Raw genomic sequence first — 25,738 nt, forward strand, 5'->3', positions numbered from 1 at the left:
CTCATCCGACGGCGACGCCGTAGGGCATGCCGGTGACCGGACCGCCGTACGCCGCGAAGGCCGACGCGATCGCGGCCGCGGCCGGGGGATAGGCGAGCTCGCCCAGCCCACCGATCGGGGCATCGGAACCGACCAGAACCACCTCGATCTCCGGGCAGTCGGTGATCCGCGCCCAGGCGTAGTCCCGGAACGACGACTGCGTCACCGCCCCGTCGCGAACCGTGATCTGGGCTCCGAGGACCGTCGACACCGCGTCCAGAACGGCCCCCTCCACCTGCGCCCGGACCCCGGACGGGTGAACCGGGACGCCGACATCCACCGCGGCGGTCACCTTCCGCACCCGCCGGGCGCCCGCATCGACGGTGGCCAGCACGGCGACCGCCGACCCGTAGTCGAGGTGGCAGGCGACGCCGTCCGCATCCGGGTGCGACCGGGCCGCGGCATCCAGCACCGCGCGCAGCCGCGAGCCGGCCGGCAGCAGACGGCGTCGGAACTCCACCTGGTCATGACCGCCGGCCTGGGCGATCTCGCTGAGGAAGCACTCCTCGGCATATCCGAACTGGCCCGCGTAGACGCCCCGCCAGAAACCGGTACGGAGCGGCGCGGGACGCAGCGTCACCGTCACGTCGCCGGGCACCGCGTACGGGAAATGGTCGCCGCTGGCCTTCACGACCACCGGGCTGGCGAACGGCGGGCTGACCGACAACGGCCACGTCACCACCTGATGGGCCCGCCCGGCCGGCAGCCCGTCGGCGCCGAGGGTGGCCGACAGCCGGTGCACCGACATCGGCCGGTACGAGTCGTGCCGGGTGTCGTCGTCGCGCGTCCACCGCACGCTGACCGGCTGTCCGGCCGCCCGCGAGCAGGCGACCGCCTCGAACACGGCGTCGGTCTCGATCCGCCGGCCGAACCCGCCGCCGGCCAGTGTCGGCCGGACCTCGATCTGCGCCTCCGGCAGTGCCAGCGCCCGGGCCAGCTGGGTCCGCACGCCGCCCGGGTCCTGAATCGGCGCCCACACCTTCACACCGGTGGCGGTGACGTGGGCGGTCGCGTTCATCGGCTCCATCGGCGCGTGCGCGAGCAGCGGCAGCCGGTAGATCCGCTGGACGGCGGGATCGCCCGGCGCCGCGGGCAGCGCTGCCTCCAGCGCATCGAGCCAGACCCGGCTGTCGGCGGCCGGCGTGCCCCCGGTCCAGGTGACTTTCAGCAGCTCACGACCGCGTAGCGCGGTGGCCGTCCGGTCCGCGACCACCGCGACGCCGCCCTGGCCGGCGCCGGGCGCGGCGAGCCGGACGACGGCGACCACCCCCGGTACGGCCAGCGTGGCGGACTCGTCGACGGTGTCCGGGACCGCGCCGATCCACGGCGGCCGGGCCACCACCGCGACCAGGCTGCCGGCCGGTGCGGACTCGGCGCCGTAGCGGGCCCGGCCGGTCACGATGTCACGGGCGTCCGAGCGCCCGGCCCGGGTCCGGCCGATGAGCCGCCACCTCTCCGGCGGGGTGAGCGTCACCGTGACGGTCGCCGGGTCCAGTGCGGCGGCGGCCGGCACCAGGCTGCGGTAGGGGAGTGCGGCGTGCGCGGGATGCCGCACCCGGCCCTGGCGGGCCGTGCACTCCTCGACCGGAACCTGCCAGCGGGCGGCCGCCGCGGCGATCAGCAGACAACGGGCCGTCGCCGCGGCGGTGCGCAGGGGTTCGGCCATCTGCCGGCTGGACGTCGAGTTCGCGACCGCCTGCGGGCCGTAGGTGGCCGGGTCGCCGGGCGCCTGCTCCAGGGTGACGTCGGCGACCTCGACCGCGAGTTCCTCGGCCACCAGGACGGCGGCCATCGTGCGTACCCCCTGGCCGGTGTCGGGTTTGGGAACGGTCGCCGTGATCCGGCCACGCGCGTCCACGCGTACGAAGACGGTCCTGATCTGCTGATCCTGGATCGGGGCAGGGACCGCCACCACCAGCGCTGCGCCGAGGAAGCCCCGCCGAGTGATCGTCATCGGTCACCCCGGACGATCTCGGCGGCCCGCCGGACCGCCGCCCGGATCCGCGGATAGGTCCCGCAGCGGCACACGTTGTCCCGCAGCGCCCGGTCGATCTGCTCGTCGTCCGGATTCGGGATCTCCGCCAGCAGCGCCACCGTGCTCATGATCTGCCCCGGCTGGCAGTAGCCGCACTGCGCCACGTCCAGCTCCAGCCACGCCCGCTGCACCGGATGGTCGTGCAGACCCTCGATCGTCGTGATCCGGGCGCCCGCCGCGTCCTCGACACTGCGCACACACGGCCGCGCCGCCGCCCCGTCGATCAGCGACACACACGCACCGCACGCGCCGACGCCGCAGCCGTACCGGGGACCGGTCAGCCCGAGTTCCTCCCGCAGCGCCCAGAGCAGCGGCGTCTCCCCGGGCACGTCCACCGCGCGACGCCTTCCGTTGACGTGCAACCGGTACCGGCTCAACTCCGCCTCCATCGACATTCGCAGATTGTTTGGTCAGCCGAATATCGGCCATACTCGTGGCCGTGGTCAATGAAACGCCGTTTCCCAGTGAACGGGCGCTGATCCTCGGAGTGCCCGCCGTCGCGGTGCTCACCGGCCTGGTGTGGCTGCTCGGGCAGAGCCTGACCGACGTCACGCTGCTGCCTGACCAGGGCGCGAGCTGGTACTACTGGAAGCTGCCCGAGCCGACCGCGTGGACCCGGCTGTCCGCCTGGTTCGGTTACGCCGCGCACCAGATCGTCTCCTGGGGCCTGATCTGGTGGGCGCAGACCCACGCCCGCCGCTACACCCGCGGCCTGAAACGGGTGAACGTGGTGGCGCTCGCCGCGAACCTCGGCTTCATCGGCCTGCACGAGCTGCAGACCCACCTGTTCTACGACGGCCTGGCTCAGGACGTGTCGATCTTCAGCTCGCAGGGCTCGGTGGTGCTCCTGCTGGTCGTCGTCCTGCTCATGGAGAACCGGCGGCGCGGCCTGATCGCCGGGAAACCCGTCCCGATCCCGGCTGCGGTGATGGATTTCGCCCGCCGCTACCACGGCTACCTGTTCAGCTGGGCGATCATCTACACCTTCTGGTACCACCCGATGGTCACCACCAGCGGCCATCTGATCGGCTTCTTCTACATGTTCCTGCTGCTCGTCCAGAGCAGTCTGATGTTCACCACGGCACACACCAACCGCTGGTGGACGGTCAGTCTGGAACTCATGGTGGCCGTCCACGGCGCCCTCGTCGCCGTGATGAACTCCGGACCCGGCGGCGCCTGGCCCAAATTCCTGTTCGGCTTCCTGGCCGTCTTCGTGATCACCCAGATGCACGGCCTCGGTCTCGGCGCGACCACCCGGTGGCTGATCCTCGGCGGCTATCTCGCGCTTCTGATCTATGTGTACGCCGGACGCGGCCTCACCCACATCCACGAGGTCCTGCGCGTACCGATGGCCGAATATCTGCTGCTCGCGGTGCTCGTCCTGCTGCTCTGGCCGGTCGCCGCGCTGTGGCGGCGGCGATCGCTAAGATCGCGTGATGCTGTCTCCCGAACTTCTTAAGGCCGCCGCCGACGCCCCCGGGTTCATGCCCGACGACGAGGGCACCGCCCTGGCCACCGCGGCGCTGACCGTCGACGTCGACGGCCCCCTGCTGGAGGTCGGCAGCTACCTGGGCAAGTCCGCCCTCTACCTGGCCGCGGCCGCCCGCCCGCGCGGCACGACGGTCGTCACCGTCGACCACCACCGCGGCTCCGAGGAGCACCAGGTGGGCTGGGAGTACCACGACCCCACCCTGGTCGACCCGGCCGTCGGGCTGATCGACACCCTGCCCGGCTTCCGGCGGACCATCGCGGCCGCCGGCGCCGAGGACGTGGTGACCGCCGTGGTGGCCCGCGCCGAGGACTTCGCCCGGATCTGGTCGACCCCGCTCGCCCTGCTCTTCCTCGACGGCAGCCACACCGACGAGTCCGCCCAGCGCGACCTGGCGAGCTGGGCGCCGCACCTCGCCGTCGGCGGGGTCCTGGCCATCCACGACGTCTTCCCCGACCCCGCCGACGGCGGCCAGGCCCCCTACCGCATCTACCGGCAGGCGCTGGCTACCGGTTCCTACTCGGAGCTTCCCGGCCACGGCTCGCTGCGGCTGCTTCGACGGGACCACTGAAGATCTCCGACCGCGGGTGGGCGCCGTGCAGGGCGTCCACCGCCAGCACCACGGCCGCGGCCGTCCAGGTGGTCCGCTCCACCGGCCACCGCACCCCGTCGGTGAGCACCAGCCCGGTCCAGTACGACCCGTCCGCCTCCCGCAGGTGCTGCATGGCCGAAACCATCTCCTCGGCGGCGTCCCGGTCACCGACCGCGTGCAGGGACAGGGCCAGCTCGCACGTCTCCGCCCCGGTCACCCACGGCCGGTCGGACACGCAGCGGGCACCCCGCCCCGGCACCACGAACTCGTCCCACCGGCCGCGCAGCCGCTCACGCGCCGGTTCGCCACGCAGCGCCCCGCCCAGCACCGGGTAGTACCAGTCCATCGAGAACCGGTCCTTGTCCGCGAACGCCACCGGATGCCGCCGGATCGTGTGCCCGAGCAGGTCGGCGGCCAGCTCCCAGTCCGGCTGCGGCTCACCCAGCCGCCCGGCGATCGCCGCCGCGCAGCGCAGCGCCTGATACACGCTGGAGTTGCCGGTCAGCAGCGCCACCCGGTCCGGGAGGCCGTCCGGGCCCACCGCCCACCAGATCTCGCCACCCGGCCCCTGACAGCCGACCGTGAAGTCCACCGCCCGGCGCACCGTCGGCCACATCCGCTCCAGGAAGGCGTCGTCGCCGGTGCACAGCCAGTGATGCCAGGCGCCGACCGCCACGTACGCCGCATGGTTGGTCTCCGCGGTCGCGTCAGCGACCACGTCACCCGCCTCGTAACGTGCCGCCCACGAACCGTCCGGCCGCTGCGTGCGGCGCAGCCAGTCGTAGGCGGCCTCCGCCTTCGCGTTCTCCCCGCCCACGTCCAGCGCCATCGCGGCCTCGACGTGATCCCACGGATCGAGCTGCCCGCCGGAGAACCACGGGATGGCCCCGGACGGCTCCTGCTCGGCGGCGATGCTGGCGACCGTGGCGAGAACGTCGTCGGTGCTGAGCACTCCCGCCAGGTCAGGCAGCGACACTCGCGGCCACCTCCTCCTTACGGAGGTAGATCACCACGCTCTTTCCGATCAGCGGGTTGAGCGCCTGCTCCAGCACCCGGGTCAGCGCCGGCCGGTCCACGATGTCCCAGACCAGCAGCTTGTGGTACGCCCGGGTCGGCGCGGCGTCACCGATCGCGCACTTCAACCACCAGTACGGGCTGTGCAGCGCGTGCGCGAACCCGTTGCCGGTCACGGTCAGCCCCGCGTCCCGCAGCCGGCCGGACAGCTCGTCCTCCTTGTAGATGCGGACGTGACCACCCTCGTTCGCGTGGTACTCGTCGGACAGCGCCCAGCACACCCGCTCCGGCAGCCAGCGCGGCACCGTCACCGCGGCCAGCCCGCCCGGCTTGAGCACCCGGGTCAACTCGGCGATCGCCGTCACGTCGTCCGGAATGTGCTCCATCACCTCCGAGGCGATCACCCGGTCGAAACTGGCGTCCGGAAACGGCAACGCCAGAAGATCTCCGCGTACGGTGGTGGCGCTCGCCGCGGCCGGCGCCTCCCCGGCCATGTCCATGGCCGCGCACCACTGCCGGGTGGTGCCCAGATCCTTCTCACTGAGGTCCAGCGCGACGACGTGTGCGCCGCGCCGGTACGCCTCGAAGGTGTGCCGGCCCTCGCCGCAACCCAGATCGAGCACCCGCATCCCCGGACGCACGTCCAGCCGGTCGTAGTCGACGGTCAACATGTTGTTCCCCTTACCTGCCCTTCGCGGCGATCGCGTCGGCATACCACTGCGCGGTCCGTACCGCCGTGTGCCGCCACGTGAAGTTCTCGACCGCACGGCGGCGGCCTTCAGCGCCCAGCCTGCGGCGCAGGTCCTCGTCGTCGAGCAGCCGCCCGATCGCGGCGGCCAGCGCCCCCGCGTCTCCCGGCGGCACATGCAGCGACGCCAGCCCGTCCGGCCCGGCGACCTCCGGCAGCGCGCCCGCGGTGGTCACCACCAGCGGCACCCCGCACGCCATCGCCTCCACGGCGGGCAGCGAGAAACCCTCGTACCGGGAGGGCACCGCCGCGACCGTTGCTGACCGGAAAAGATCAGCCAGATCGTCATCACTGATCCCGGAGACGAACCGCACCACCCGATCGAGCCCGAGCCGCGCGATCGCCCGGGCGGCGGCCCCCTCCGGCCGCGCCGACCCCACGACGACCAGCTTGACGTCGCGCTCGGCGCGCAGCTTGGCCACCGCCTCGATCAGCTCACTGAGCCCTTTGAGTGGTACGTCCGCGCTGGCCACGGCCACGATCCGCCCCGCCTTCGAGCCGATGCCCGGCCTCTCTCCGGCTGGCGCGCCGAACGTGCCCGTCTCTTCTTCGGATGCCGTGCTGAACGTGCCCGGTTTCTCTCCAGTTGCCGTGCTGAGCGCGCCGGTTCCCGGCCGATCCCCGGACGCCGTGCTGAACGCCTCTTCTCTGGGAACCGGGCTGAACGTGTCGGTGTCGACACCGACGCCGATCACCCGCAGCCGCTCGGCCCGCACCCCGAAGGCATCGACGATCTCGTCCCGCGCCGCCCCGGAAACCGTGGTCAGCCAGGGCAGACGCCGGGCCACCCGCCCCTGCATCCGGGTGAACGCATACCACCGCCGCAACGACATCCGCCGCTTCCAGTCCGGCGCGGCGGCCAGTTCGAGATCACGGTCGACGGTGATCGGATGGTGGATCGTCGCCACCACCGGCGTCCCCGACCGGCTCAGCGGCAGAAGCCCGTACCCGAGGCACTGGTTGTCGTGCACGACATCGAACTCACCGGCCCGCCCCCGCAGATGCCGCCACGCTCGAAGCGAAAACGTCAACGGCTCCGGGAACGCCCCCGTACACATCGCCGCCCACTCGAGAGCATCGATGCTGTCCTTGAACTCGGACCACGCCGGCGTCCGAAACGGATCAGGCTCACGGTAGAGATCGAGGCTGGGCAGCTCGGTGAGCCGCACCCCTTCATCGAGCACCGGCAGCGGCGGCCCCGAGATCACCTCAACGTGGTGACCCAACGCGACGAGTTCCCGGGACAGGTGCCGGACATAGATCCCCTGACCCCCACTGTGCGGTTTGCTCCGATAAGACAGCAGGGCGATGCGAAGCGGCTCGGAGATCACCCGATGACCCTAACGAGCGATCACCAGCCTCCCGACATGGGGATTCGATCTTCAAAACCAAACCCCGGCCCTCCCCGGTACGCCCACCCGAACCGTCCCCCGAAATTGGCATACCTCCACCGCCCTCACACCACCCCCAGCCACCGGCATCACCGCCGTCGCTCGTCGCCAGTCGCGCTCGTCGCCAGTCGCGCTCGTCGCCAGTCGCGCCTGTCGCTCCCGTCGCCCGCCTGTCGCTGCGCCGGTCAGTTGCACCTGTGGTCGGTCGCTCACCGTCCGTTGCCGGTCGTGTCAGTCGCGCTCGCTGCCCGCCTGTCGCGCCGCCCCTCGCTCGTCGCGCTCGCTGCGCCCGCCAGCCGGCTATCCGAGCGGGGCGTCGCCGGTTGGGCCGAGGTCACCGGCCGTCGTCGCCGGTGGCCGCTCGTCAACCAATGGGCGCCGTTCCACCAGCCCGCCACCCGCGTGCGGCGATGCCGGTGCTCCTGTTCGTTCAGACGCCGGGCCGGTGGTCACGGCCGTTCAGCGCCCATCATTCGGGTACGACCGTCGCCGGTGCCGTGCTCGACGGGAGCCCTTGCGAGGCGGTCGATGGCTCGCGACGGCCGCCTACAGTGCCGCCCCACGACGAGTCAGCGGAACGTCCACCTCTGGTTGTTGCCGCCCACACACGTGGTGACCACGACGGCGCGGGCCGGCTGGGCTCCCGAGTGGGGATCGGTGAGGCACTGCCCGTTCGAGACGTTGCGCAACACCCCGTTCTCGAACAGCTGCCACTGCGCAGTGGTTCGGGTGTCGCAGCGGGTGAGATGCACGGTGCCGTCACCCACCAGGTAGGCGCACATGTCCAGGACCTCGAGGGTGCGATCCGCATTGAGTTGCCACCGCTGCGGGCTGGTGCCGTTGCAGTCGTCGACGTGGACCTCCTGGTTGTCCTCTGCGGAACCGCCCCGCAGGTCCAGGCAGAGTCCGTTGCCGGTGACGAGGAGGCCGTTCCCGGTCGCGACCGAACTGGGCAGAAGCGAGATCGGCGGAGCCGGAGCCTCGGCCGATTTCGAGACGCTGGGCGCTGCCGAGGCGGTGGCATTCACCGCCGACCCCGTAGCCGATCGACTCGGGCTCCTCGGGGCGGTCGGAACGGCCCCTCCGCCATCGTCGCCACCGTCGCCGGCGTTCGAGTTCTCCTCCGGGCTCTCCTCGGTAGCGACACTCGCCGAGTTAACAGGCCCCACCGCGGCCGGCAGTGACTGATCGGGCATGGACATCCAGCGTTCCTGCCCCTCACCCGGCCGGAACAGTGCATAACCAGCGACGGCCGCGACCGCCGCGACCCCGGCGCCGATCAGTAGAAGCGGCCGGACCCGCCGCTGCTCCCCGGCGTCGGAGTCATCGGTCTCCCCAGCCGACACGATCGGCAACAACTGCGTAGGTGGATCCTCTGGCGCCCGCTGAGCCGGCCAGGTCGCGACTGACGGCGCTGATTCGTCGTGGTCCCCATCCGGCAGAACGAACGGACGCACCAACAACGGATCACGATCGTTGCCCCGATCATCGCCCACTTGGCGTTGCCACCCTCCGGTCGAGCACCGGTGACCCAACTTACCGCCATTCAGCCACCGCCGTGGGGCCCGATTCGGCCGATGCGAGTCGCCCTGCATCACGCTGGCCGCCCACTCAGGCCGCTTCGCCTTCCCCACGGCGAAAAGCTCACGTCGGCCCGGCCCCGCCAACCTGCGTGAACCCGGACCGTGTCGTGCTGCCCCGCGTGAGGCACGCCGCGTCATGTCCGGCCCCGCCGCCCCGGTAGCCCCCGCTCCCGCACCTGGCCCCTGTCCTGCTGCTCCCGGTCCCTCTCCCCGGCCCCTGTCCTGCTGCTCCCGGTCCCTCTCCCCGGCCCAGGTCCTGCTGCTCCGGGTCCCGCTTCCGCTCCCTGGTCCCTGTCCTGCTGCTCCCGGCCCCTCCGGTCCCTCTCCCCGGCCCAGGTCCCGCTGCTCCCGGGTCCGCTTCCGCTCCCTGGTCCCGGGGCGGCTGCTCGCTGTCCAGGTCCCTGGCCCCAGGCGTGTGTCCGCTGCCCGGCGGCCATCCGCTTTGGCCGATCTTGTTCGGCTGGCTGTGGGTGCTGTCTCGAAGCGCTTGAGAAAGCAACCACAGCCGGCCGGTAGCACCCAGTTGGCGTTCACCGCTGTCTCGTCGGCGTTGAGACGGCACTGACGACCAACCGGCCCAGACCAGCCGCTATCCGCACAGTCCCGGCCCCTGGGTCGTGCTGCGCCCGGGCCTTGGAACCCCCCGGTGTGGTGCCCTGTGGTGTCCAGGGCGTGGGTGCCCCGGGCCGTGGAGCCCGGGGCAGCGCCGAAATCAGGCTTTCCAGAACGGGCGCTTCTTCTCCGGCTTGCCGGCGGCGAACGCCTCCAGGACCCGGAGCGCGGCCGCCCACCTGTCCTCGAGGGACGAATCCCCGCGGAGGACACCGATCAGGTCGCGCACGGCGGTGAGCTCGGCATCGGTCAGCGGGTCGATCAGCACGGCGAGACGGCTGGCCAGGTCGTCGAGCAGATCGCGGCGGTCAAGAGCAGGCTGTTGGGCCGCCTCGCGGAGCCGCGCGACCTCGATCGCGGCCAGTTCCCGGAGTTCGTCGACCGACATGCCGGCGCTCTGTGTGGACCGTAGCGAACGGGCACGCCCGCCATGTCCGATCGCGGCCGGTGGGCCGGAGGGACGCCGCGGCCGGGCGAAGGCACGCGCTGGCTGCGCCAGTTCGGTGCTGTCGGCTGCCTCCTCGGCGGCACCTCCGGCGACTTTCGGTGCGGCGAACGGTGATGCTCCGGCCGGTGCGGCGCCCCCGACCGGCGCCCCGGACGTCGGTACCGCGCTGCCCGGCGCCCCGCCATACGGACCCTGCGCACGCTGTGGCGCGAACGCGGGCCGGGCGGGGGCGGGCGCGACGGGCGGCGGCAGCGGCGGCATGGCACCCGGAGCTGCGGGCGCCGCCTGGTCGGGGAACGGCGACGAGGCGGCTGCGATGTATTGGGGCATCGGCGCCGCGGGTGCCGGGTTCTCCCAGCCGGACGGCATCTCGACCGGCTGGGTGACCCTGCGGTTGTGACCGCCCTCGTTCACCACACGCTCGTCCACCGCGATGTAGGAGGTGAACCGGCAGAGAACCCCGAACCGCAGTGAGGTGCCGAGGATCTCGGGCTCCAAAGAGTGGTTGCCGGCCGCATACGCATCCTCGAGATCGCGAAGCCGGGCCCGTGCCCAGACCGAGGTGACCGCCGGCTCGGCACTGGACTGGACCGGAACCGCCGTCCGGAACTCCTGGTCGTCGCGAGTCCGCCCAGTGACCGTGAGCGCGCCCTCGACGGCTCCGGTGAACCGGCCGGTGATGATCAGCGGGACTCCGGGGTAGAGACCTGGCAGGCGAGCGGGGGTGCGGGTCCCGTCGACCGGAGTGAAGCCGTCGCCGGTGACCGCGAGACCCGTGACGACCGGGGCGCCGATGCGGCGGTGGATCTGCTCCATCGCCTCGTCGAGCCGGTCCTCGCTCTCCACCAGCTCGGCCCGGCCCGCGCCGAGCGCGGCGAGCCGGCCGAGGAATCCGGCGTTCACGGCACGGTCGATGCCGATGGTGTGCACCCGGATCGTGCCGATGAGAGGCGCCACCTGCTTGACGATCTGGTCCTCGTTGCCGACCTGGCCGTCGGTGACCAGCACCAGAACACGGTCACGGCCGGGGCTGTCGGAGAGCATCGCGAGGGCGGCGGTGAGGGGCTTGAGCAGCTCGGTGCCACCACGGGCCTGGGCGCGGGCCAGGTGTTCGACGGCCCGGTACCGATGGCGGTCGGTGGCTTCGGCGAGGCCGGGTCCGAGGTCGGCCGGCTGGTCGACCTCGTGGTCGAAAGTGAGGACGGCGAAACGGTCGCCGGCGGTCAGGGTGTCGACGACCCGGGCCGCGGCCCGCCGGGCGGCCACCATCTTCCAGCCGCCCATGCTGCCGGAGCGGTCGAGCAGGAGCACCACGTCCTTCGGCCGGGGTGCTGTGCCGGCCTCCGGCGGGAGAACCACGAGCTGGTAGGTGCCCTGATCGCCGTCCTCGTCGGGGACGGCGACCGCGGACTCACCGCCGGCGGAGTAGGCGAGCCGGAGCACGAAGTCGCGGTCGGCCCGCTCGCCGGCGTCGATCCGCAGCGTTCCGCCGTGGTCGGTGACGGTGTGCAGGCTGGACCGGACCTCGCCGAGCTCGAGCCCGGCCGCATCGATGTCGACCGTGAGGGACAGGCGTAACGGGTTGGGGAAGCCCGGCAGGAGAACCGGTGGGGAGATCCGGGACGCGTCGGGCACATCACCGGTGTCGGCCTGCTGGCCCTCACCGGTGTAGGGCCCCGGCAGAGGGTGGCCGGGGATGTATCGCGGTGCCACGACCAGCGGGAAGCGGAAGGTCGCGGCGCCGTCCTCATACGGCAGCGGGCCGACCAGTCGCAGCCGCACCGTGACCCGCTCGCCGGGCAGGATGTTGCCGACCCGCATGGTGAAGACGTCCGGGCGCTCCTCCTCGGCGATCGACGCCCGCTGGCCGGCCGCGATCGCCTGGTCGTACTGCTCTCGGGCGGCACCGCGCTCACGCAGCTCGGCGGTGACGGTGCGGTCGGCGGCGGTCATCGTCATGCCGGTCACCGCGGCCCGGTCGGGCAGGGGGAAGACATAGGTCGCCTCGAGCGCGGTGTCGTGGGAATTGACGAACTCTGTGGTCAACTCGGTGCGCACGAGCAGCCCGCTGATCGAGGCCCGAACGTCGAGGCGGTCCAGCGGAAGGTTTCCGCGGTCGGTCCGCAATGTGCCGAGGCCGGCGTCCGGCATGGTCCGGTGGCGCTCCAGCTCGGCGGGTCCCATCGGGTTCACTGAAATGATCATTCGCTTCTCCCATCGGTGAGCCCGCGTGCCGCGAGCAGGTCGAGCAGGGGACTGGCAGCCGCGGCGATCTCGTCGCGGTCGACCTCGGTGACATGGCGGGGCAGCAGCAGGATCACGCCCCCGCCGAGAGGCACCCCGGTCACCAAGGTCTGTGGGTGGTGAGCCGGTGGCGGTGCCGACTCCACCTCCAGAGCGGCGACGGCCTCGGCCAGCGCCCTGCGGGCGGATCCGGGAGCCGGCTCGGGATCGGCGGGAACGGCCTTCCAGAAGTCGGGACGGGCCGGAGAGGGCGCCGCGGCGGCCGGGACCTCCAGCAGGCTCCCGGGGATGCGCGCCACCTCGGCCAGTGTCTCCTCCGAGGCTCCGGACAGCTCCTCCTGGATCTCGGCGAGAGTGCGCCCGGAGGCTTGCCGTCGCTTGATCGCCACCAGTTGCAGGAGGTGGCGGGGCCCGTAGAGAACGGTGCGCCCCCGTGTGCCGAGAGGCCGGTCGACCAGGCCGATCGTCGTATACCACCGGATCGACCTGCGGTCGGGCAGCTCCCGGACGCGGCCGTTGGGGGCGCCCGGGTACTCCGCGGCGAGCGCCGCGCTGACCCGCTCGACCAACTGCTCCATCGTCCACATGTCCTGAGAATGACACTGTCATCGTGACAGTGTCAATGGCATGATGGCGGGCGGAGCGAGACGGCCGGCGGCCGAAGGAGGGAGCACCATGAACGGGGACGCGCTGCTGGGCGGGTTGCGGCTGGTGAATCTGTCACACGTCAACGACCCGGCGAGGGTGAGCGTGTATCCGGGCGATCCGCCACCCCGTCTGGAGACCGTGTCCCGGCTGGAGCCGGACGGGTTCTATCTCCAGACGGTGTTCGCGGGCGAGCACACCGGCACGCATTGGGGAGCGCCCGGCCACTTCACGCCGGGTGGGCTGCTCGCCGACGAGCTGACCCCGGAGGATCTGTTCCGGCCGGCAGTCAAGATCGACGTACGGCGCCGGTGTGCCGCCGATCCCGGCTATGCGGTGACCGTCGCCGACCTGGAGGAGTGGGAGCAGGGGCACGGCCGCATCCCCGGCGACTCGTTCGTGGTGCTCTGGACCGGCTGGGAGGAACGTTTCGGCACCGAAGCGTTCCTGCCGCATCCGGGGTTCGCGCCGGAGGCCGTGCAGTGGCTGACCGGCACCGGCCGGCTGGGCGAGCGGGGTGGAACGGGGACGGACGCGTTCAGCCCCGACGTCAGTGCCGACACGACCTTCACCGTCTCCCGGATGGTCTACCGGCGCAGACGGATCAGTCTCGAGGTGCTCGCCAATCTTGCGAGTCTGCCCACCACAGGAGCCTGGGCGCTCTGTGGCGGGCAGATCAACAAGGCCGGTTCCGGGTCGACCGCCCTGATCTACGGGGTGCTTCCGCCGTCCTGATTCCCAGCGGCGGGCTGATAGGGCTCGCCATCGACCCTCAAGGTGTAGGGGGCGTAATGAGTGACCGTGCCGGTGGGCTCGTCGTAGGAGATCACCGCGACGACCTTCGGGTAGTGGCGGACCCTGTCCTGACGTGCCAGCGGGACCACTTTGGCCTTGGCGGTGTCGAGGCCGACCAGGGACACGTGCCAGTCGAAGACCGGCGTGGGGTGCACCTGGGTCGGGGACTTCCAGCCCTCGAGCGTGCCGGTGGCCACCTCAGTGGCGCCGACCTTGACCTCGGAAAGGTGCCAGCCACCGATGTTCACAGCGCTGTCGCTGACATAGCGGAAGCCCAGGAGCACCTGCTTCCCGGCGTAATCCTTGAGGTCGTAACTCAGGGTGGCGTCCGTGGCCTTGCCGGTGATCGCCGGGCCGAGGGGCCCTTTGACCGTGCGGTCGCCTTCGAGCATCTGGTAGGTCTTGCCGCCATCGGCCGAGACCATGACGTATCCGTAGTCGAACCGATCCTCCAGGCCGTAGGTGGTCTTGAAACGCAGGACGGCATCGGTCTGCGGGACGTCGACGGAGCGCACCGCGGCCTCGTCGGTGTCCGGGGCGTTGCCGGAGAAGAGCTTCCCCGCGTCCAGCGTCCAGGCCAGCGGGGTCGGCGGAAGGGTCTTCGCGCCGTCGAAGCTGATCTTCCGCCATCCGCGTGGCAGTCGGACGTAATCGGCGCCGTTGGGCGGCGCACCCGCCGATCCGTAGGCGGAGGGGCTGTCGAGGTTCACCGTCGAGTGCACGCTCGCCGAGGTCACCCGGTCCCGGGGCGCGCCCCTGAGGATGCTGCCCGCTTCGTCGGTCACCTTGTCGACCAGCGTCATGACCTGGAAATCGTGCAGGACATCGTAGAGTTTCGTCCCGCTGGGCAGTGCCGCAGCGATCGCGTCCAGGCCGTGGTTCTCCTTGTCCTGGTGCAGTTTGGAGTGGAAATCCGCCCCGAAACGGTCGCTCAGGTAGAGCATCAGCTGGTAGCTCTGGCCGTAGTCGGCGAGCAACTCGTCCGGCGTACCCTCGGTCCAGAGGTTCAGCGAGTTCGCTGGGCCGCCGCAGTCGCGCGGGTTCGGATTGAAGTCGGTCTTGACGTTGCCGAAACCCTGGTAGCAGACGATGTGGTTGTCGAAACCGCGGTGGTAGACGCCGATTTTCGCGTCCACATAACCGGTCAGCGTCTGGGCGTAGTCGGCGAGACCTTCACTGATCCAGACTTCCTCGTCCGGGTCGGTGTAGTAGCTGAGCAGGTGCTGCCACTCGTGGGCGAAGGTCGACTCGTACATCCGGGGCCGGGCCGGGCGGCTGACGCACACGTCGTCGTTGGGCTCATGCTTGGGATCCGCGCCGGTGCGATGCTCCCAGTCGTAGGCGTCGATCGTGATCACGTTGCGGTCGAAGAGCTCATTGAGCTGCTCGGAGAAGAAGCCCGAAACGTAGGTCTGATGCGCCGGGAAGTCGTAGTAGTTGTCGTCGCGGATGTTGTCGACCAGTGTGACGGTCCGGTTGCCCGTGCCGGTGAAATCGCCCGGCAGGCCGGGGTTCGCGCCGCTCCGGTCCGGCGGAGTGCTGAACGCCTTGGTCTCGCGAGGGTAGATGACCTCGTCGAACTCGTGAATCAGCCCGGTGACCTGGGCGTCGGTGATCTCGGTGGAGTCCTTGCGGCAGTCGTTCTCCGGGAAGGCGATGTCCTTCGCGACCCAGACCTCGATGTGCTCCCCGACGCCGCGCAGTGTGTAGTCCTTGCGGTAGACGTCGCCGTCGATCTCGTTGAGGCCGGCCCAGCTGCGGACCGTGCCGACCGGTGGGGTCTGCACGGCGATCCGCGCGCTGGGCCGTGGCTCGTAACTGGCGGCCGGGAGCGGCTCACCGTCGAAGGTGAGCCGGTCCAGATCCGGTTCCCGCGTCTCCATCTGGAACGGATCACGAAATCCGGACGGGGTGGGCTGCGGGACGGTCAGTGGCGTGGCCGGTGCCGGGACCGTGAATAACGGGATAGAAGCCGTTATTGCTGCGAAGGTGGCAAATAGGGTACGCGTCACGTCTCGGCACGCTACCGCTGATCGCCGGATCGTGATGCCAACACCGGCCGTTGTGGATCAGGAAACCTCCCGGCGGAGCACACGAATGGTGCCCAGGGCCAGCGGGAGCCCCACCCAGACCCCGACCGAGACAGCCAGCCGGGCCCACTCTCCGGAAGTCATGTCCGGCTCCGTCAGGGCCTGCGAGGTGACATTGAGATCCAGCCACTCGGCCGCATCACCAAGGCCCTTGATGGTTTCCCCCAGAATCGTCCAGACCGTCGGAAGGGCGAAGTAGATGACGATCGCCAGCGGCGAGTTCAGCAGGAGCGCGCCGAACGCGACACCCATCAGTACGAAGATCACCTGGAGGAGCAGGCTCTGCCAGATCAGCGAGGAATCCAGGGACCACGACCCGTCGCCGCCGAGGGCCGAGGCCAGCACGTTGGCCCCGGCTGCCAGAACGGCGGTCGCAGCCGTGGCGGCGATCGCGATCAGGATGGCCGCGGCGATCTTCGCGAGCAGGACCCGGCCACGAGCCGGCACCAGGGTGAAAGTGGCCAGCGCGCTGCGCTGCGACCATTCGCTGGTCACCGAGAGGATGCCGAGCACCGGCAACAGCACCGACGACGGGAGCAGGCCGAAGGAGTACAGCGCACTGAACGTCTGCTCCTCGTCGGGAGCCCACCCCAGCAGGACCGCCGAGGTGGCGGCGGTGGCCAGGCCGATCACGATCAACAGCCAGGACCCGGCCCGGGTGTCGGCGAGTTTACGCAGCTCCACGACGGTGAGCCGGGTCAGCGGGATGCGTCCGGTCGCGGCCGCCGCGGGGGCGGCCGGCGCGGTGGAGACGGGCACGGTCGCGGTCATCGGGAAACCTCCTGAGCCTGGGCGATCACCGGCGCGACACCTGCGGCCGGGACGACGTGAACAAGCGGGCCGGCGGCCGGCATGGCGTGCGAGAGCGGGGAATCGGTTCGGGCAGCGGAGACGAGCGGGCGCGAGGGCCCGGGCCGGCGTGCGACCGGGGCTGTGGAGGCGAGGGGAGGTGAAGCCGGAAATGCGGGTGTGGGACCGCTCACCGGGCTGCCGCTCCGGTCTCGGTGCCCGCGGTGAGCCGCAGGAACATCTCCTCCAGCCCGCCCGCGCCGGCCGGGCGCAGTTCCAGCAGCACCACGCCGGCGGCCGCGGCGGCCGGACCGATGGTCTGCGGTTCGGACGGGACCAGGACGCTGCCGTCCGCCGTTCGGGTGCCGGTCAGCCCCATTTGCTGGAGCAGCGCCTCGAGTGCCGCCGGATCCGACGCCCGGACCAGTGTTCCGGCAGCGCCGAGCAGGTCCTCCTTGTCGCCCTCGACAAGGATGCGACCGTTACCGATCACCACCAGACGGTCGGCGATCACCTCCACCTCCCGCAGCAGGTGGGAGGAGAGCAGGACCGTGCCGCCCCGATCGGCGAAGTCGCGCAGCAACCCCCGCATCCAGTGGATGCCCTCGGGGTCCAGGCCGTTGGCCGGCTCGTCGAGGATCAGCACCGCCGGATCGCCGAGCATGGCGTAGGCGAGACCGAGGCGCTGGCGCATGCCCAGGGAGTAGGCCCGGATCCGTCGTTTCGCGGATGCTCCGCCGAGCCCGACCCGCTCCAACCGGGCGGACACCCGGTGGGTGTCCAGGCCCATGGTGAGCGCCGCGAGCGCCAGGACCTCGCGGCCGGTCCGTCCGGCGTGCTGGGCGGACGCGTCGAGCAGGACGCCGACGTGACGTCCCGGGTTGCCGAGCCGCCGGTAGGGGACCCCCGCCACAGTGGCCCGCCCGGAGGTCGGCGGCGTGAGACCGCAGATCATGCGCATCGTCGTGGACTTGCCGGCGCCGTTGGGCCCCAGAAAGCCGGTCACCGTCCCCGGCTCGCAGATGAACGACACATCGTCGACCGCGCGCTGCGCCCCGTACGCCTTCGTGAGGTTCTCGACCGAAATCATGTGACCCAGCGTGCGGGCCGGGTGGTGCCGGTCGCTTCGGCCGACGGTCGATGTCCGCGAACCTTCGTCGATATCGGCACTACGACTTTGGTCGGTATCGGCCGATGGCGGCCCGCCCGTAGAGTCGGCCACGTGGGGAGATCGCCGACGGAGTATCGCTGGTTGTGGCCGTCGGCGCTGGCCGCGGACCCGTCCGGACCGCTGCCCGCCCGTCGTTCCGCGCGCGACTGGATGGTCGACGTGCACTGCTTCGTCCTCGCGTTCGGCTTCACCATCCTGATCACCAACGACCTGGTCGGACCCGATCCTTCGACGGCGGTCGAGTGGCTGGGCATGTCGACGTGGTCATCGATGACGGACGGTGTGGTCAGCGCCGTCGCCGCGTTCGGCCTGTGGTGGCGGCGCAGATTCCTGATGCCGTTGGCGATCTTCGTCGGTCTGCTGTCGTTCGTCTCGATCGCCAGCTGGATGACCCAGCTGATCATGGTGTTCACCGTCGCGGTGCATCGCCGGTTCGGGATCATGGCCGCCTACATGAGCCTCACCGTGGTGGGGAACGCAGTTTTCGCCCTGATGCGGCCCGAAATCGGCGTCACCCACTGGGAGACGTTCGGCTGGGGTGTGGCGATGGCGACGATCGCGGCGCTGTGGGGGATGCTCGTTCGGTCTCGGCGGCTGCTGATGCTCACCTGGCGGGAGCGGGCCGAACGCGCCGAGGCCGAACAGCAGCTGCGCGTCAGCCAGGCACGAGCGCTGGAACGCACCCGGATCGCCCGCGAGATGCACGATGTCCTGGCACACCGGATCTCCCTGCTCAGCCTGCACGCGGGGGCGCTCGAGTTCCGGCCCGGCGCGCCACCGGAGGAGATCGCCGGGGCCGCCGCCGTGGTTCGCGCCAACGCGCATCAGGCGTTGCAGGATCTGCGGACGGTGATCGGCGTGCTGCGGGCCGGCCAATCCGACGAGCAGCAGGCCCCGGAACGGCCACAACCCACCCTCAGCGCGCTGCCCGCCCTGGCCGACGAGTCCCGGGCCGCGGGCAACCGAGTACGGCTGGAGCTGACGATCGACCCCGAGACCGTGCCGGTCGCGGCCGGGCGGGACGCGTACCGGATCATCCAGGAAGGTCTCACCAACGTGCGCAAGCATGCCCCCGGAGCCAGCGTGCATGTCGTGGTCGGCGGCGAAGCCGGCGACGGCATGACCATCGGGATCCGCAACCCGATGCCGGTCACCGTCCCAGCCGCGCCCATCCCCGGGACCGGAGTGGGCCTGATCGGTCTCGGCGAGCGTGCCCGCCTCGCCGGTGGGCGGCTCACCCATGGCCGGGACGGCGACCACTTCATGCTCACCGCGTGGCTGCCGTGGCCGGCATGAGCGAGCTTGCGAGCGAATCATCAGGCTCAGTCTTGAACTCATGGCGGCGCCGGAGCGAAGCGGAGGCGACGGCATGAACGCGGTACGGGTGCTCATCGTCGACGACGACCCGCTGGTCCGGGCCGGACTGACGATGATCCTCTCCGGGGACGAGGAGGTCGCCGTGGTGGGCCAGGCCGCGGACGGCGCGGAGGTTCCGGCCGCCGTCGCCCGGCACCGGCCCGACGTCGTCCTGATGGACATCCGCATGCCCGGCGTCGACGGGCTGGCCGCCACCGAGGCGCTGCGCCGCCGGCCCGGCGCTCCGGAGGTGCTGGTGCTGACCACGTTCGACGCCGACGAGTTCGTGCTGCGGGCGTTGCGGGCCGGAGCGAGCGGCTTCCTGCTCAAGGACACCCCGCCCGGGCAGATCCGGGAGGCGGTGTTGCGGGTCGCCCAAGGGGAGGCGACCCTGTCTCCAAGCGTCACCCGGCAACTGATCGCGCACGTCGCGGCCGGTGTTCCACCCGAGCGCAGCCGGGCCGTGGACCTGCTGGACCGGTTGAGCCCACGCGAACGGGAAGTGGCGATGGCGGTCGCTCAGGGGTGCTCCAACGCCGAGATCTCCGCCGCGCTGTACTTGTCGGTGGCCACGGTGAAGGCGCACGTCTCACGAGTGCTCACCAAACTCGACCTCAACAACCGTGTGCAGGTGGCTCTTCTGGTCCACGACGCCGGTCTCGCCTGAGGGAAGCCCGGCCGGTGACTCGACCGGATGACCCGACTCGATCGGGTTCAGGCGGAAGTCACTCGAAAAGCGAGTGCTTGCGGCCACCCTCAGCGCGCGCACGTGCCCGACGGCGCAACTGGATCACCATGATGTCGCCCGCCGCGAACACCGCCCAGGCGGCCAGCAGCCAGCCCGGAAGCGTCCAGCCCGCGCGGAAGAGCAGCACCGACAGAACGGTGCACACCACCAGACCGAACAGAGCCAGAACCAGCCTCAGATTGAGAGGACTGTACGGCTCCTCGACCGTTCCGCGACGGCCCCGGGGTTGCGCTCCGATGGGCATCACGGCAATCTACCCAACCTTGCGAAAGCGGAAACACGAACCCGCAACTCGGCATCAAGATCGAATTTTCTCTATATCGCTCGTCCGTTGTGGAGGACATGATGGAGGGCGGTCATCGATTCACCATCGATTCGACACGGGAGGCGCCATGTCCCAGCCGGAGCGCAAGCTCGGCACGTGGCCGATCTTCGTCATCGCGGTCTCCGCCATGACACCGCTCACCGTCGTGGCCGGCGCCCTGCCGCTGGGTTACGGCTCAGTCGGTGAGAAGGGCATCCCGGTGGCGTACATGCTGGTCGCCGCGGTGCTGGGGATCTTCACGGTCGGGCTGGCCGCGATGGCCAGACACGTGCCCAACAGCGGCGCCTTCTACGCGTACGCGTCGATCGGCCTTTCCCGGCCGGCCGGTGTGGGCACCGCCTTCGTGGCGCTGCTCGCCTACAACGCGATGCAGATCGGTCTCTACGGCGCTTTCGGCGTGGCGGCGCACAATGCGTTCGCGATCTTCGGGCTGGAGATCTCGTGGATCGTCTGGGCGCTACTCGGCTGGGCCGTGATCGCCGCCCTCGGCCGCCTCGACATCGACCTCAACGCCCGGATCCTCACCGTTCTGGTCTGCGCCGAGGTGCTGGTCGTCCTGATCTTCGACGCGGTGATGATCGGCAACCCGGCCGGTGGCACGGTCACCTTCGACACCCTCAACCCCGGCCTGATCGCCAGCGCCGGCGGGGTGTCGCTGCTGGTCGCGGCAATCGCCGGCATGGTCGGGTTCGAGGCCCCTCTGGTGTACGCGGCGGAGGCACGCGACCCACGCCGCACCGTGGCCCGCGCCATCGCTCTGACCCTGCTGGTCGCGGCGGTGCTCTACGGCGGCACGGCCTGGGCCATGTCGGTCGCAGCCGGCCCGGACCAGATCGTCGTGGTCGCCGGCGCGCACCTCAACGACCTGTTCTTCTTCCTGCCCGAACCCTACCTGCCGACGGTGCTCGTCGATCTCGGCCGGATCTTCTTCGCCACCAGCCTGTTCGCCGCGATGCTCGCCTTCCACCACACGGTCGCCCGCTACGGCCTGACCGTCGCCCGCGAGGGCGTCCTGCCGCGCGGCCTCGCACGTACCCGTGACGGGGTGCCGGTCGCCGCCTCGCTCGCGCAGTCCGTCCTGGCACTCGCCGCCTTGCTGATCTTCGCGGTGGGGGTCTGGAACCCGACGATCGACCTGTTCCTCTTCGGTACCGTCTCCGGCGGTCTCGGCGTGCTCATCCTGATGACCATCGCCTCGATCGCGGTGGTCCGCTACTTCCGCCGCAACCCGAACGGCGAGACCACCTGGCGCCGTGCGGTGGCGCCGTGGATCGCCGCGGTCTTCCTGTCGATCGTGCTGCTGCTCAGCATCGCCTTCTTCAGTGAGCTCCTGGACAGCGACAACATCCTCAAGATCTGGTCACCGACGCTGCTGTTCCTGGCCGCCTTGATCGGCGGCGTCGTCTGGGGTCGCAAACTGCGCCAAAACCACCCCGAGGTGTACGCGGTGATCGGCACCGGCCAGCCACCCCTGCCTCCCGGTGAGACCGTGCCGCCCGCCCCCACCGCCCACGAGTTGCGCACCGGCGAGACCTCCCACGCCCCGCGCGATGCTGAGCAGACCGACGACGACACCCCAACCGATGGGGTACGAGCAGCCGAGTCGACCATCGACGAAACGGACGGCGGACAGCCGCTGAGCGACGAGCCGGCCCGCCAGGGTGAGCCGGTGGGCGTGCGTGAGGTGGGGGATGGTCCTGCCGACGATCCCTCCAGGGGAACGACCTCGACGGAGCGGCCCGGCGTGGAGGAGCCGCCAGTGGAGCCGACCGCTGGGTCCGGGGCGGGGGTGGAGTCCGCGGGCGTGGGGGAGCCGCCAGTGGAGCCGGCCGCTGGGTCGGGGCCGGGGGTGGAGTCCGCCGACGTGGACGAGTCGCGGGTGGAGCCGGCCGCTGAGTCGGGGCCGGTAGCGGAGAACGGTGCTACCCCGGCGGCGACGCCACGGCCTGCCCCGCGGAAGAGGGCTCCGCAGAGACGATCGGTGGCCGGGTCCAAAGGGTCCGCGGCTGACGAGACGACAGTGGCGAAGCCGCCGCCCCGCCGATCGTCGCCACGCCCGACGACATCCGCGAGCGGGGGCGGCACTGGAGCCGCTGAACCGGGACCCGCGGCCGAGCCGCCCTCGGGCAACGGGGCGGCCGATTCGGAGCCTGCGGCCCGGGCGCCGCGGGCGGCCCGGACACCCCCGGCTGCGGGCGGTTCGGCATCGCGGTCCCGCGGCACACAGCGCCAGGCTCCTCGGCCGCGCGGGTCACAGGCGCCGGACGAATCTCCGGCGGTAGAGGGCGCTGACGACGACCGCTGATCGGTTCCGGGAGACCTCCGCACGTCGAAGGCCGGGCAGGTCGCTACAGGTCAGGCCAACGCTGGTCGATTGTCATGGGCCGAAGACCGGTGGACGAGTGTCGGCGTGAGGGGACGTGTGGCCGGGCCCGCGGGAGCGTGGCGAGGGCGGGCGGCTGGGAGCGGCGGCAGGAGCGCGGATGGGCAGGCGGCTGGGCGCGGCGGCAGGAGCGCGGATGGGCGGGTGGCTGGGCGCGGCGGCAGGAGCGCGGATGGGCGGGTGGCTGGGCGCGGCGGCAGGTGGGTGAGGGGACGTGTGGCCGGGCCCGCGGGAGCACCGATCTCAGCCCGGCGGGGGCGGCACAGGCTTGACCTGGCAGGTGGTCGCGTGGACTCACGGGAACTGCCGTCTGTGCGGTTGAGGGCGAGGACACGCGTACCGGAAAGGGGGGTCGCTGGTAAGGACGACCCCCCACCTGGCCGGACTGGGAGACGGCTAGGGCTCGGCGTGATGCTGGTTGGGGGCCGGGCGGGCGCGCAGGCTTCCGGCGTGGGCCTTGAGGGACGGGTCGCGACTGGATTTGATCAGGCTGGCGATCGTGGTGACGGTCAGGATGCCGATGATCACGGCTAGCGAGGCGGCGGTGCTCACCTCGGGGACCGACTCGCTGATGGACTTGTGGGCCCAGTGCAGGATCAGTTTGACGCCGATGAAGGCGAGGATCAGCGACAGGCCCGTCGACAGGTAGACCAGGCGGTCCAGTAGGCCCTTGACCAGGAAGAACAGGGCGCGCAGGCCGAGCAGGGCGAAGGCGTTGGCGACGAAGACGATGTATGCCTCCTCGGTCACGCCGAAGACCGCGGGAATGGAGTCGAGGGCGAACAGCAGGTCGGTGCCGCCGATGGCCAGCAGGACCAGGAAGAGCGGGGTGAACATCCGCTTCCCGTCGACGCGGGTGATCATCTTGCCGTCGACGTAGTCGTCGGTGACCGGGAGGAAGCGGCGCCCGGCGCGGACGAGGACGTTGTCGTCGATGCTGGGATCCTCGTCGCGGTGGCGGAAGAGCTGGACCGCGGTGTAGAGCAGGATCAGGCCGAAGATCAGGAACATGAACGAGAACATGCTGAGCAGGGCGGCGCCCAGCGCGATGAAGATGACCCGGAGGATCAGCGCGATGATGATCCCGAAGGTGAGCACTTTCTGCTGGTAGGGCTCGGGTACGGCGAACGTCGACATGATGATCACGAAGACGAAGAGGTTGTCGACGGACAGGCTCTTCTCGACGATGTACCCGGCGAAGTACTGGGTGCCGAAATCCCAGCCGGCGATGCTTCCGAAGACGACACCGAACGCGATCGCGACGGCGATGTAGAAGATTGACCAGGCGGCGGCCTCACGGAAGCCGACGACATGTGGACGAAGCACCCCGAGCGTCAAATCGAGGGCGAGCAGGGCGACGATGACACCGATGGTGACGGTCCACCCGAGCGCGGAGACCTCAAGCATGCTTCAGAGGATCTCGAAAGATTCTGCAAGCACGCTGAGAAATCGTCAGGATCAGTCCACCTGGAAGGATCTTTTCGCCAGTCCCATCCAGAATCCGTCGATCGGCTGCTCCGGCGCCCGCGACGGATCCCCGGACGCGCCCAGGGTGAGGAACATCGGGGCGAAGTGCTCGATGGTGGGGTGGGCGTAGGGCATGCCGGGGGCGCGGTCGCGGAAGTCGGCGAGCTCGTCGACGGCGCCGCGGGCCAGGGTCTCGGCGGCCCAGGCGTCGAATTCCCGGGACCAGCCGGGGGCGGTCGCGTCGGGGCGCCAGTCGCGCAGGAACGGCAGCCCGTGGGTGGTGAAGCCGGAACCGACGATGAGCACGCCCTCGTCGCGCAGCGGGGCCAGGCGGCGGCCGATCTCGAGCAGGCGGTCCGGTTCGAGGGTCGGCAGCGACATCTGGAGCACCGGGATGTCGGCGTCCGGATACATGACGGTAAGCGGCACATACGCACCGTGATCGAGTCCGCGGTCGGTGCGGGCGACGGTCTCGGTGTCCGGCATCAGCGCGGCGACCTTGTCGGCGAGGTCCGGCGCGCCGGGGGCACGATACTGAACCTGGTAGTAGTGCGGCGCGAATCCGCCGAAGTCATACACCAGCGGGACGGTCTCGGTGGCGCCCAGCATGAGGGGCGCGGACTCCCAGTGTGCCGAGGCCATCAGGATCGCTTTCGGCCTCGGGAGGCCGGCGGCGACGTCGCGCAGCTGCGCCACCCAGGTGGGGTCGTCGACCAGTGGCGGGGCGCCGTGGCTGAGGAAGAGAGCGGGCATCCGCACGATGACCTCCGTTGAAGCTTCAACCTTTTCAGCAACGCTACGCCGACTTAGTTGATTCTGCAACTAGTTACTTAAAGTAGCTATTGACATTTGAAGATTCATCTATATCGAAGGTGTTCATAAATGGTCGGAGGTTTCGTAGTCGTTAACTGAATTGCCTGGGAGACAGTGTGATCGAAACCGCCCTAAGTGGACCCTCGATTTGTCCCTTCTGGAAGTTGCGTTGATCGACGAGAGCTGGCAGGCTTCCAGCGTCGCGCAGCGGGGAGCGCTATGTAATTGCTTTCGTGAAGGTCACCCTCATCTCTCATGAGCGGGCACCCTCCCCAAACCGCGTCGGAAGGAGAACCGGGAGTGGCGTCGCCGCCGCAGCTACCACCCGCGGATGATCTCTATCTCACCGCTCACGACACGATTCGCGGCAAGTCCCTGCTGTCACCGGCCACCCTCGGTCTCGGTCTCGGCGCGGCCCTGCTCGGCGAGCTGATGTTGTGGCGGCGGATCGACCTCGTGGAGACCGAGCTCATCGTCATAGACGACCGGCCGACCGGGGACGCCGCCAGCACCGCGGTGCTCGAGCAGATCCTGCGGGAGGCCGGCCAGCACGGCGTACGCAACTGGCTCGCGTACCTCTCCACCGGCATCGCCACCGATCTGGTCGAGCGCCGCCTGTCCCGGGCCGCCCTGATCAAACGGGTGGAGAAACGCGGACTGCTCGGCGGCACCAAGGTCTCCTACGTGCCGGCCGACTCGATGACCGCGGGCTGGCCGGCCACCCGCATCCGTACCAAGGTCACCCGGGACGAGCACCTGGACGTGGCCGACCTGCTGTTGGCCGGTCTGATCCTGGCCACCGGCCTGGACCAGCACGTGCTGGCCACCCTCGACGCACGGGACAGGGCGGCGCTGTTCGAACAGTTCCGCAGGCTCTTCCCGGCGATGTTGCAACAACTCGTGTCGCAGGCCGAGGCGGCGGTGGGAGACGCCGTCATGGCCCGCCGTGCCTAACTCCAAA

Annotated in this window: 21 protein-coding genes; 7 read left to right on the forward strand and 14 right to left on the reverse strand. The window is 70.5% G+C overall.

Annotation, left to right across the window (positions count from 1 at the left end; all coding sequences use genetic code 11):
• Position 1 precedes the first annotated feature (1 nt).
• Together KZ829_RS26895 and KZ829_RS26900 are read right to left on the reverse strand one after the other, a co-directional pair.
• Positions 2–1,993, reverse strand: a complete 1,992-nt coding sequence (locus tag KZ829_RS26895; RefSeq protein WP_220146707.1) for a xanthine dehydrogenase family protein molybdopterin-binding subunit — start codon at positions 1,991–1,993, stop codon at positions 2–4.
• Positions 1,990–2,469, reverse strand: coding sequence for a (2Fe-2S)-binding protein (locus tag KZ829_RS26900; RefSeq protein WP_246636326.1), 480 nt, complete (start codon positions 2,467–2,469; stop codon positions 1,990–1,992). The genes KZ829_RS26895 and KZ829_RS26900 overlap by 4 nt, the downstream gene beginning before the upstream one ends.
• Positions 2,470–2,513: 44 nt before the next feature.
• Here KZ829_RS26900 and KZ829_RS26905 point away from each other — a divergent pair, with 44 nt between their 5' ends.
• The gene (locus KZ829_RS26905; RefSeq protein ID WP_220146708.1) at positions 2,514–3,533 is read left to right on the forward strand and encodes a hypothetical protein; all 1,020 of its coding nucleotides are present in this window, start codon (positions 2,514–2,516) and stop codon (positions 3,531–3,533) included.
• Positions 3,511–4,134 (forward strand): class I SAM-dependent methyltransferase, encoded by a 624-nt coding sequence (locus KZ829_RS26910; protein ID WP_220146709.1) that lies wholly within the window; start codon positions 3,511–3,513, stop codon positions 4,132–4,134. Before KZ829_RS26905 ends, KZ829_RS26910 begins: the two co-directional genes overlap by 23 nt.
• On the opposite strand, the gene KZ829_RS26915 is transcribed toward KZ829_RS26910, so the two are convergent.
• The 6 genes from KZ829_RS26915 to KZ829_RS26945 form a co-directional block, all read right to left on the reverse strand.
• A complete protein-coding gene (locus tag KZ829_RS26915) occupies positions 4,070–5,131 on the reverse strand; it encodes a glycoside hydrolase family 15 protein (protein ID WP_220146710.1) in 1,062 nt (353 codons plus the stop codon). The genes KZ829_RS26910 and KZ829_RS26915 overlap by 65 nt on opposite strands.
• On the reverse strand, positions 5,118–5,840 hold the full coding sequence (locus KZ829_RS26920; protein WP_183218532.1) for a class I SAM-dependent methyltransferase: 723 nt from the start codon (positions 5,838–5,840) through the stop codon (positions 5,118–5,120). The genes KZ829_RS26915 and KZ829_RS26920 overlap by 14 nt, the downstream gene beginning before the upstream one ends.
• A 10-nt stretch (positions 5,841–5,850) precedes the next feature.
• Entirely contained in the window at positions 5,851–7,248 is a 1,398-nt protein-coding gene (locus KZ829_RS43320) for a glycosyltransferase family 4 protein (protein WP_308285674.1), read from the reverse strand.
• Between the two features lie 629 nt (positions 7,249–7,877).
• Complete coding sequence (locus KZ829_RS26935; protein WP_220146711.1) at positions 7,878–8,336, reverse strand: ricin-type beta-trefoil lectin domain protein; 459 nt, start codon at positions 8,334–8,336, stop codon at positions 7,878–7,880.
• Positions 8,337–9,603: 1,267 nt separating this feature from the next.
• Positions 9,604–12,156 carry a VIT domain-containing protein gene (locus KZ829_RS26940; RefSeq protein ID WP_220146712.1) on the reverse strand — a complete coding sequence of 851 codons (2,553 nt, stop codon included), beginning with the start codon at positions 12,154–12,156 and terminating at the stop codon, positions 9,604–9,606.
• A complete protein-coding gene (locus tag KZ829_RS26945; RefSeq protein WP_220146713.1) occupies positions 12,153–12,782 on the reverse strand; it encodes a MerR family transcriptional regulator in 630 nt (209 codons plus the stop codon). The genes KZ829_RS26940 and KZ829_RS26945 overlap by 4 nt, the downstream gene beginning before the upstream one ends.
• A gap of 88 nt (positions 12,783–12,870) precedes the next feature.
• On the opposite strand from KZ829_RS26945, the gene KZ829_RS26950 reads away from it, so the two are divergent.
• Positions 12,871–13,575: a cyclase family protein gene (locus KZ829_RS26950; RefSeq protein ID WP_220146714.1), complete on the forward strand. Its 705-nt coding sequence runs from the start codon at positions 12,871–12,873 to the stop codon at positions 13,573–13,575.
• Here the strand turns inward: KZ829_RS26950 and KZ829_RS26955 are convergent.
• The 3 genes from KZ829_RS26955 to KZ829_RS26965 all read right to left on the reverse strand — a co-directional run bounded on the left by KZ829_RS26955 (position 13,551) and on the right by KZ829_RS26965 (position 17,604).
• The gene (locus tag KZ829_RS26955) at positions 13,551–15,518 is read right to left on the reverse strand and encodes a M6 family metallopeptidase (RefSeq protein WP_220146715.1); all 1,968 of its coding nucleotides are present in this window, start codon (positions 15,516–15,518) and stop codon (positions 13,551–13,553) included. The two genes, KZ829_RS26950 and KZ829_RS26955, sit on opposite strands and share 25 nt — an antisense overlap.
• 186 nt (positions 15,519–15,704) lie before the next feature.
• Positions 15,705–16,496 (reverse strand): ABC transporter permease, encoded by a 792-nt coding sequence (locus KZ829_RS26960; RefSeq protein ID WP_220146716.1) that lies wholly within the window; start codon positions 16,494–16,496, stop codon positions 15,705–15,707.
• 208 nt (positions 16,497–16,704) lie between these two features.
• Positions 16,705–17,604 carry an ABC transporter ATP-binding protein gene (locus tag KZ829_RS26965; RefSeq protein ID WP_220146717.1) on the reverse strand — a complete coding sequence of 300 codons (900 nt, stop codon included), beginning with the start codon at positions 17,602–17,604 and terminating at the stop codon, positions 16,705–16,707.
• A 132-nt stretch (positions 17,605–17,736) separates the two neighbouring features.
• On the opposite strand from KZ829_RS26965, the gene KZ829_RS26970 reads away from it, so the two are divergent.
• Together KZ829_RS26970 and KZ829_RS26975 are read left to right on the forward strand one after the other, a co-directional pair.
• Entirely contained in the window at positions 17,737–18,981 is a 1,245-nt protein-coding gene (locus KZ829_RS26970) for a sensor histidine kinase (RefSeq protein WP_308285675.1), read from the forward strand.
• A gap of 40 nt (positions 18,982–19,021) precedes the next feature.
• Entirely contained in the window at positions 19,022–19,708 is a 687-nt protein-coding gene (locus tag KZ829_RS26975; protein WP_372453900.1) for a response regulator, read from the forward strand.
• Positions 19,709–19,766: 58 nt separating this feature from the next.
• Here KZ829_RS26975 and KZ829_RS26980 read toward each other — a convergent pair whose 3' ends face one another.
• A complete protein-coding gene (locus KZ829_RS26980; RefSeq protein ID WP_220146718.1) occupies positions 19,767–20,033 on the reverse strand; it encodes a hypothetical protein in 267 nt (88 codons plus the stop codon).
• A 148-nt stretch (positions 20,034–20,181) separates the two neighbouring features.
• On the opposite strand from KZ829_RS26980, the gene KZ829_RS26985 reads away from it, so the two are divergent.
• Positions 20,182–22,419 carry an APC family permease gene (locus tag KZ829_RS26985; RefSeq protein WP_246636327.1) on the forward strand — a complete coding sequence of 746 codons (2,238 nt, stop codon included), beginning with the start codon at positions 20,182–20,184 and terminating at the stop codon, positions 22,417–22,419.
• Positions 22,420–22,893: 474 nt separating this feature from the next.
• On the opposite strand, the gene KZ829_RS26990 is transcribed toward KZ829_RS26985, so the two are convergent.
• Together KZ829_RS26990 and KZ829_RS26995 are read right to left on the reverse strand one after the other, a co-directional pair.
• Complete coding sequence (locus tag KZ829_RS26990; RefSeq protein ID WP_220146719.1) at positions 22,894–23,904, reverse strand: TerC family protein; 1,011 nt, start codon at positions 23,902–23,904, stop codon at positions 22,894–22,896.
• Between the two features lie 51 nt (positions 23,905–23,955).
• Positions 23,956–24,717: a dioxygenase family protein gene (locus tag KZ829_RS26995; protein ID WP_220146887.1), complete on the reverse strand. Its 762-nt coding sequence runs from the start codon at positions 24,715–24,717 to the stop codon at positions 23,956–23,958.
• A gap of 360 nt (positions 24,718–25,077) precedes the next feature.
• Here KZ829_RS26995 and KZ829_RS27000 point away from each other — a divergent pair, with 360 nt between their 5' ends.
• Entirely contained in the window at positions 25,078–25,731 is a 654-nt protein-coding gene (locus KZ829_RS27000; RefSeq protein WP_183218518.1) for a GOLPH3/VPS74 family protein, read from the forward strand.
• The last annotated feature ends 7 nt before the right edge of the window (positions 25,732–25,738 follow it).

Source organism: Actinoplanes hulinensis, assembly GCF_019429605.1.
Classification (GTDB): Bacteria; Actinomycetota; Actinomycetes; order Mycobacteriales; family Micromonosporaceae; genus Actinoplanes; species Actinoplanes campanulatus.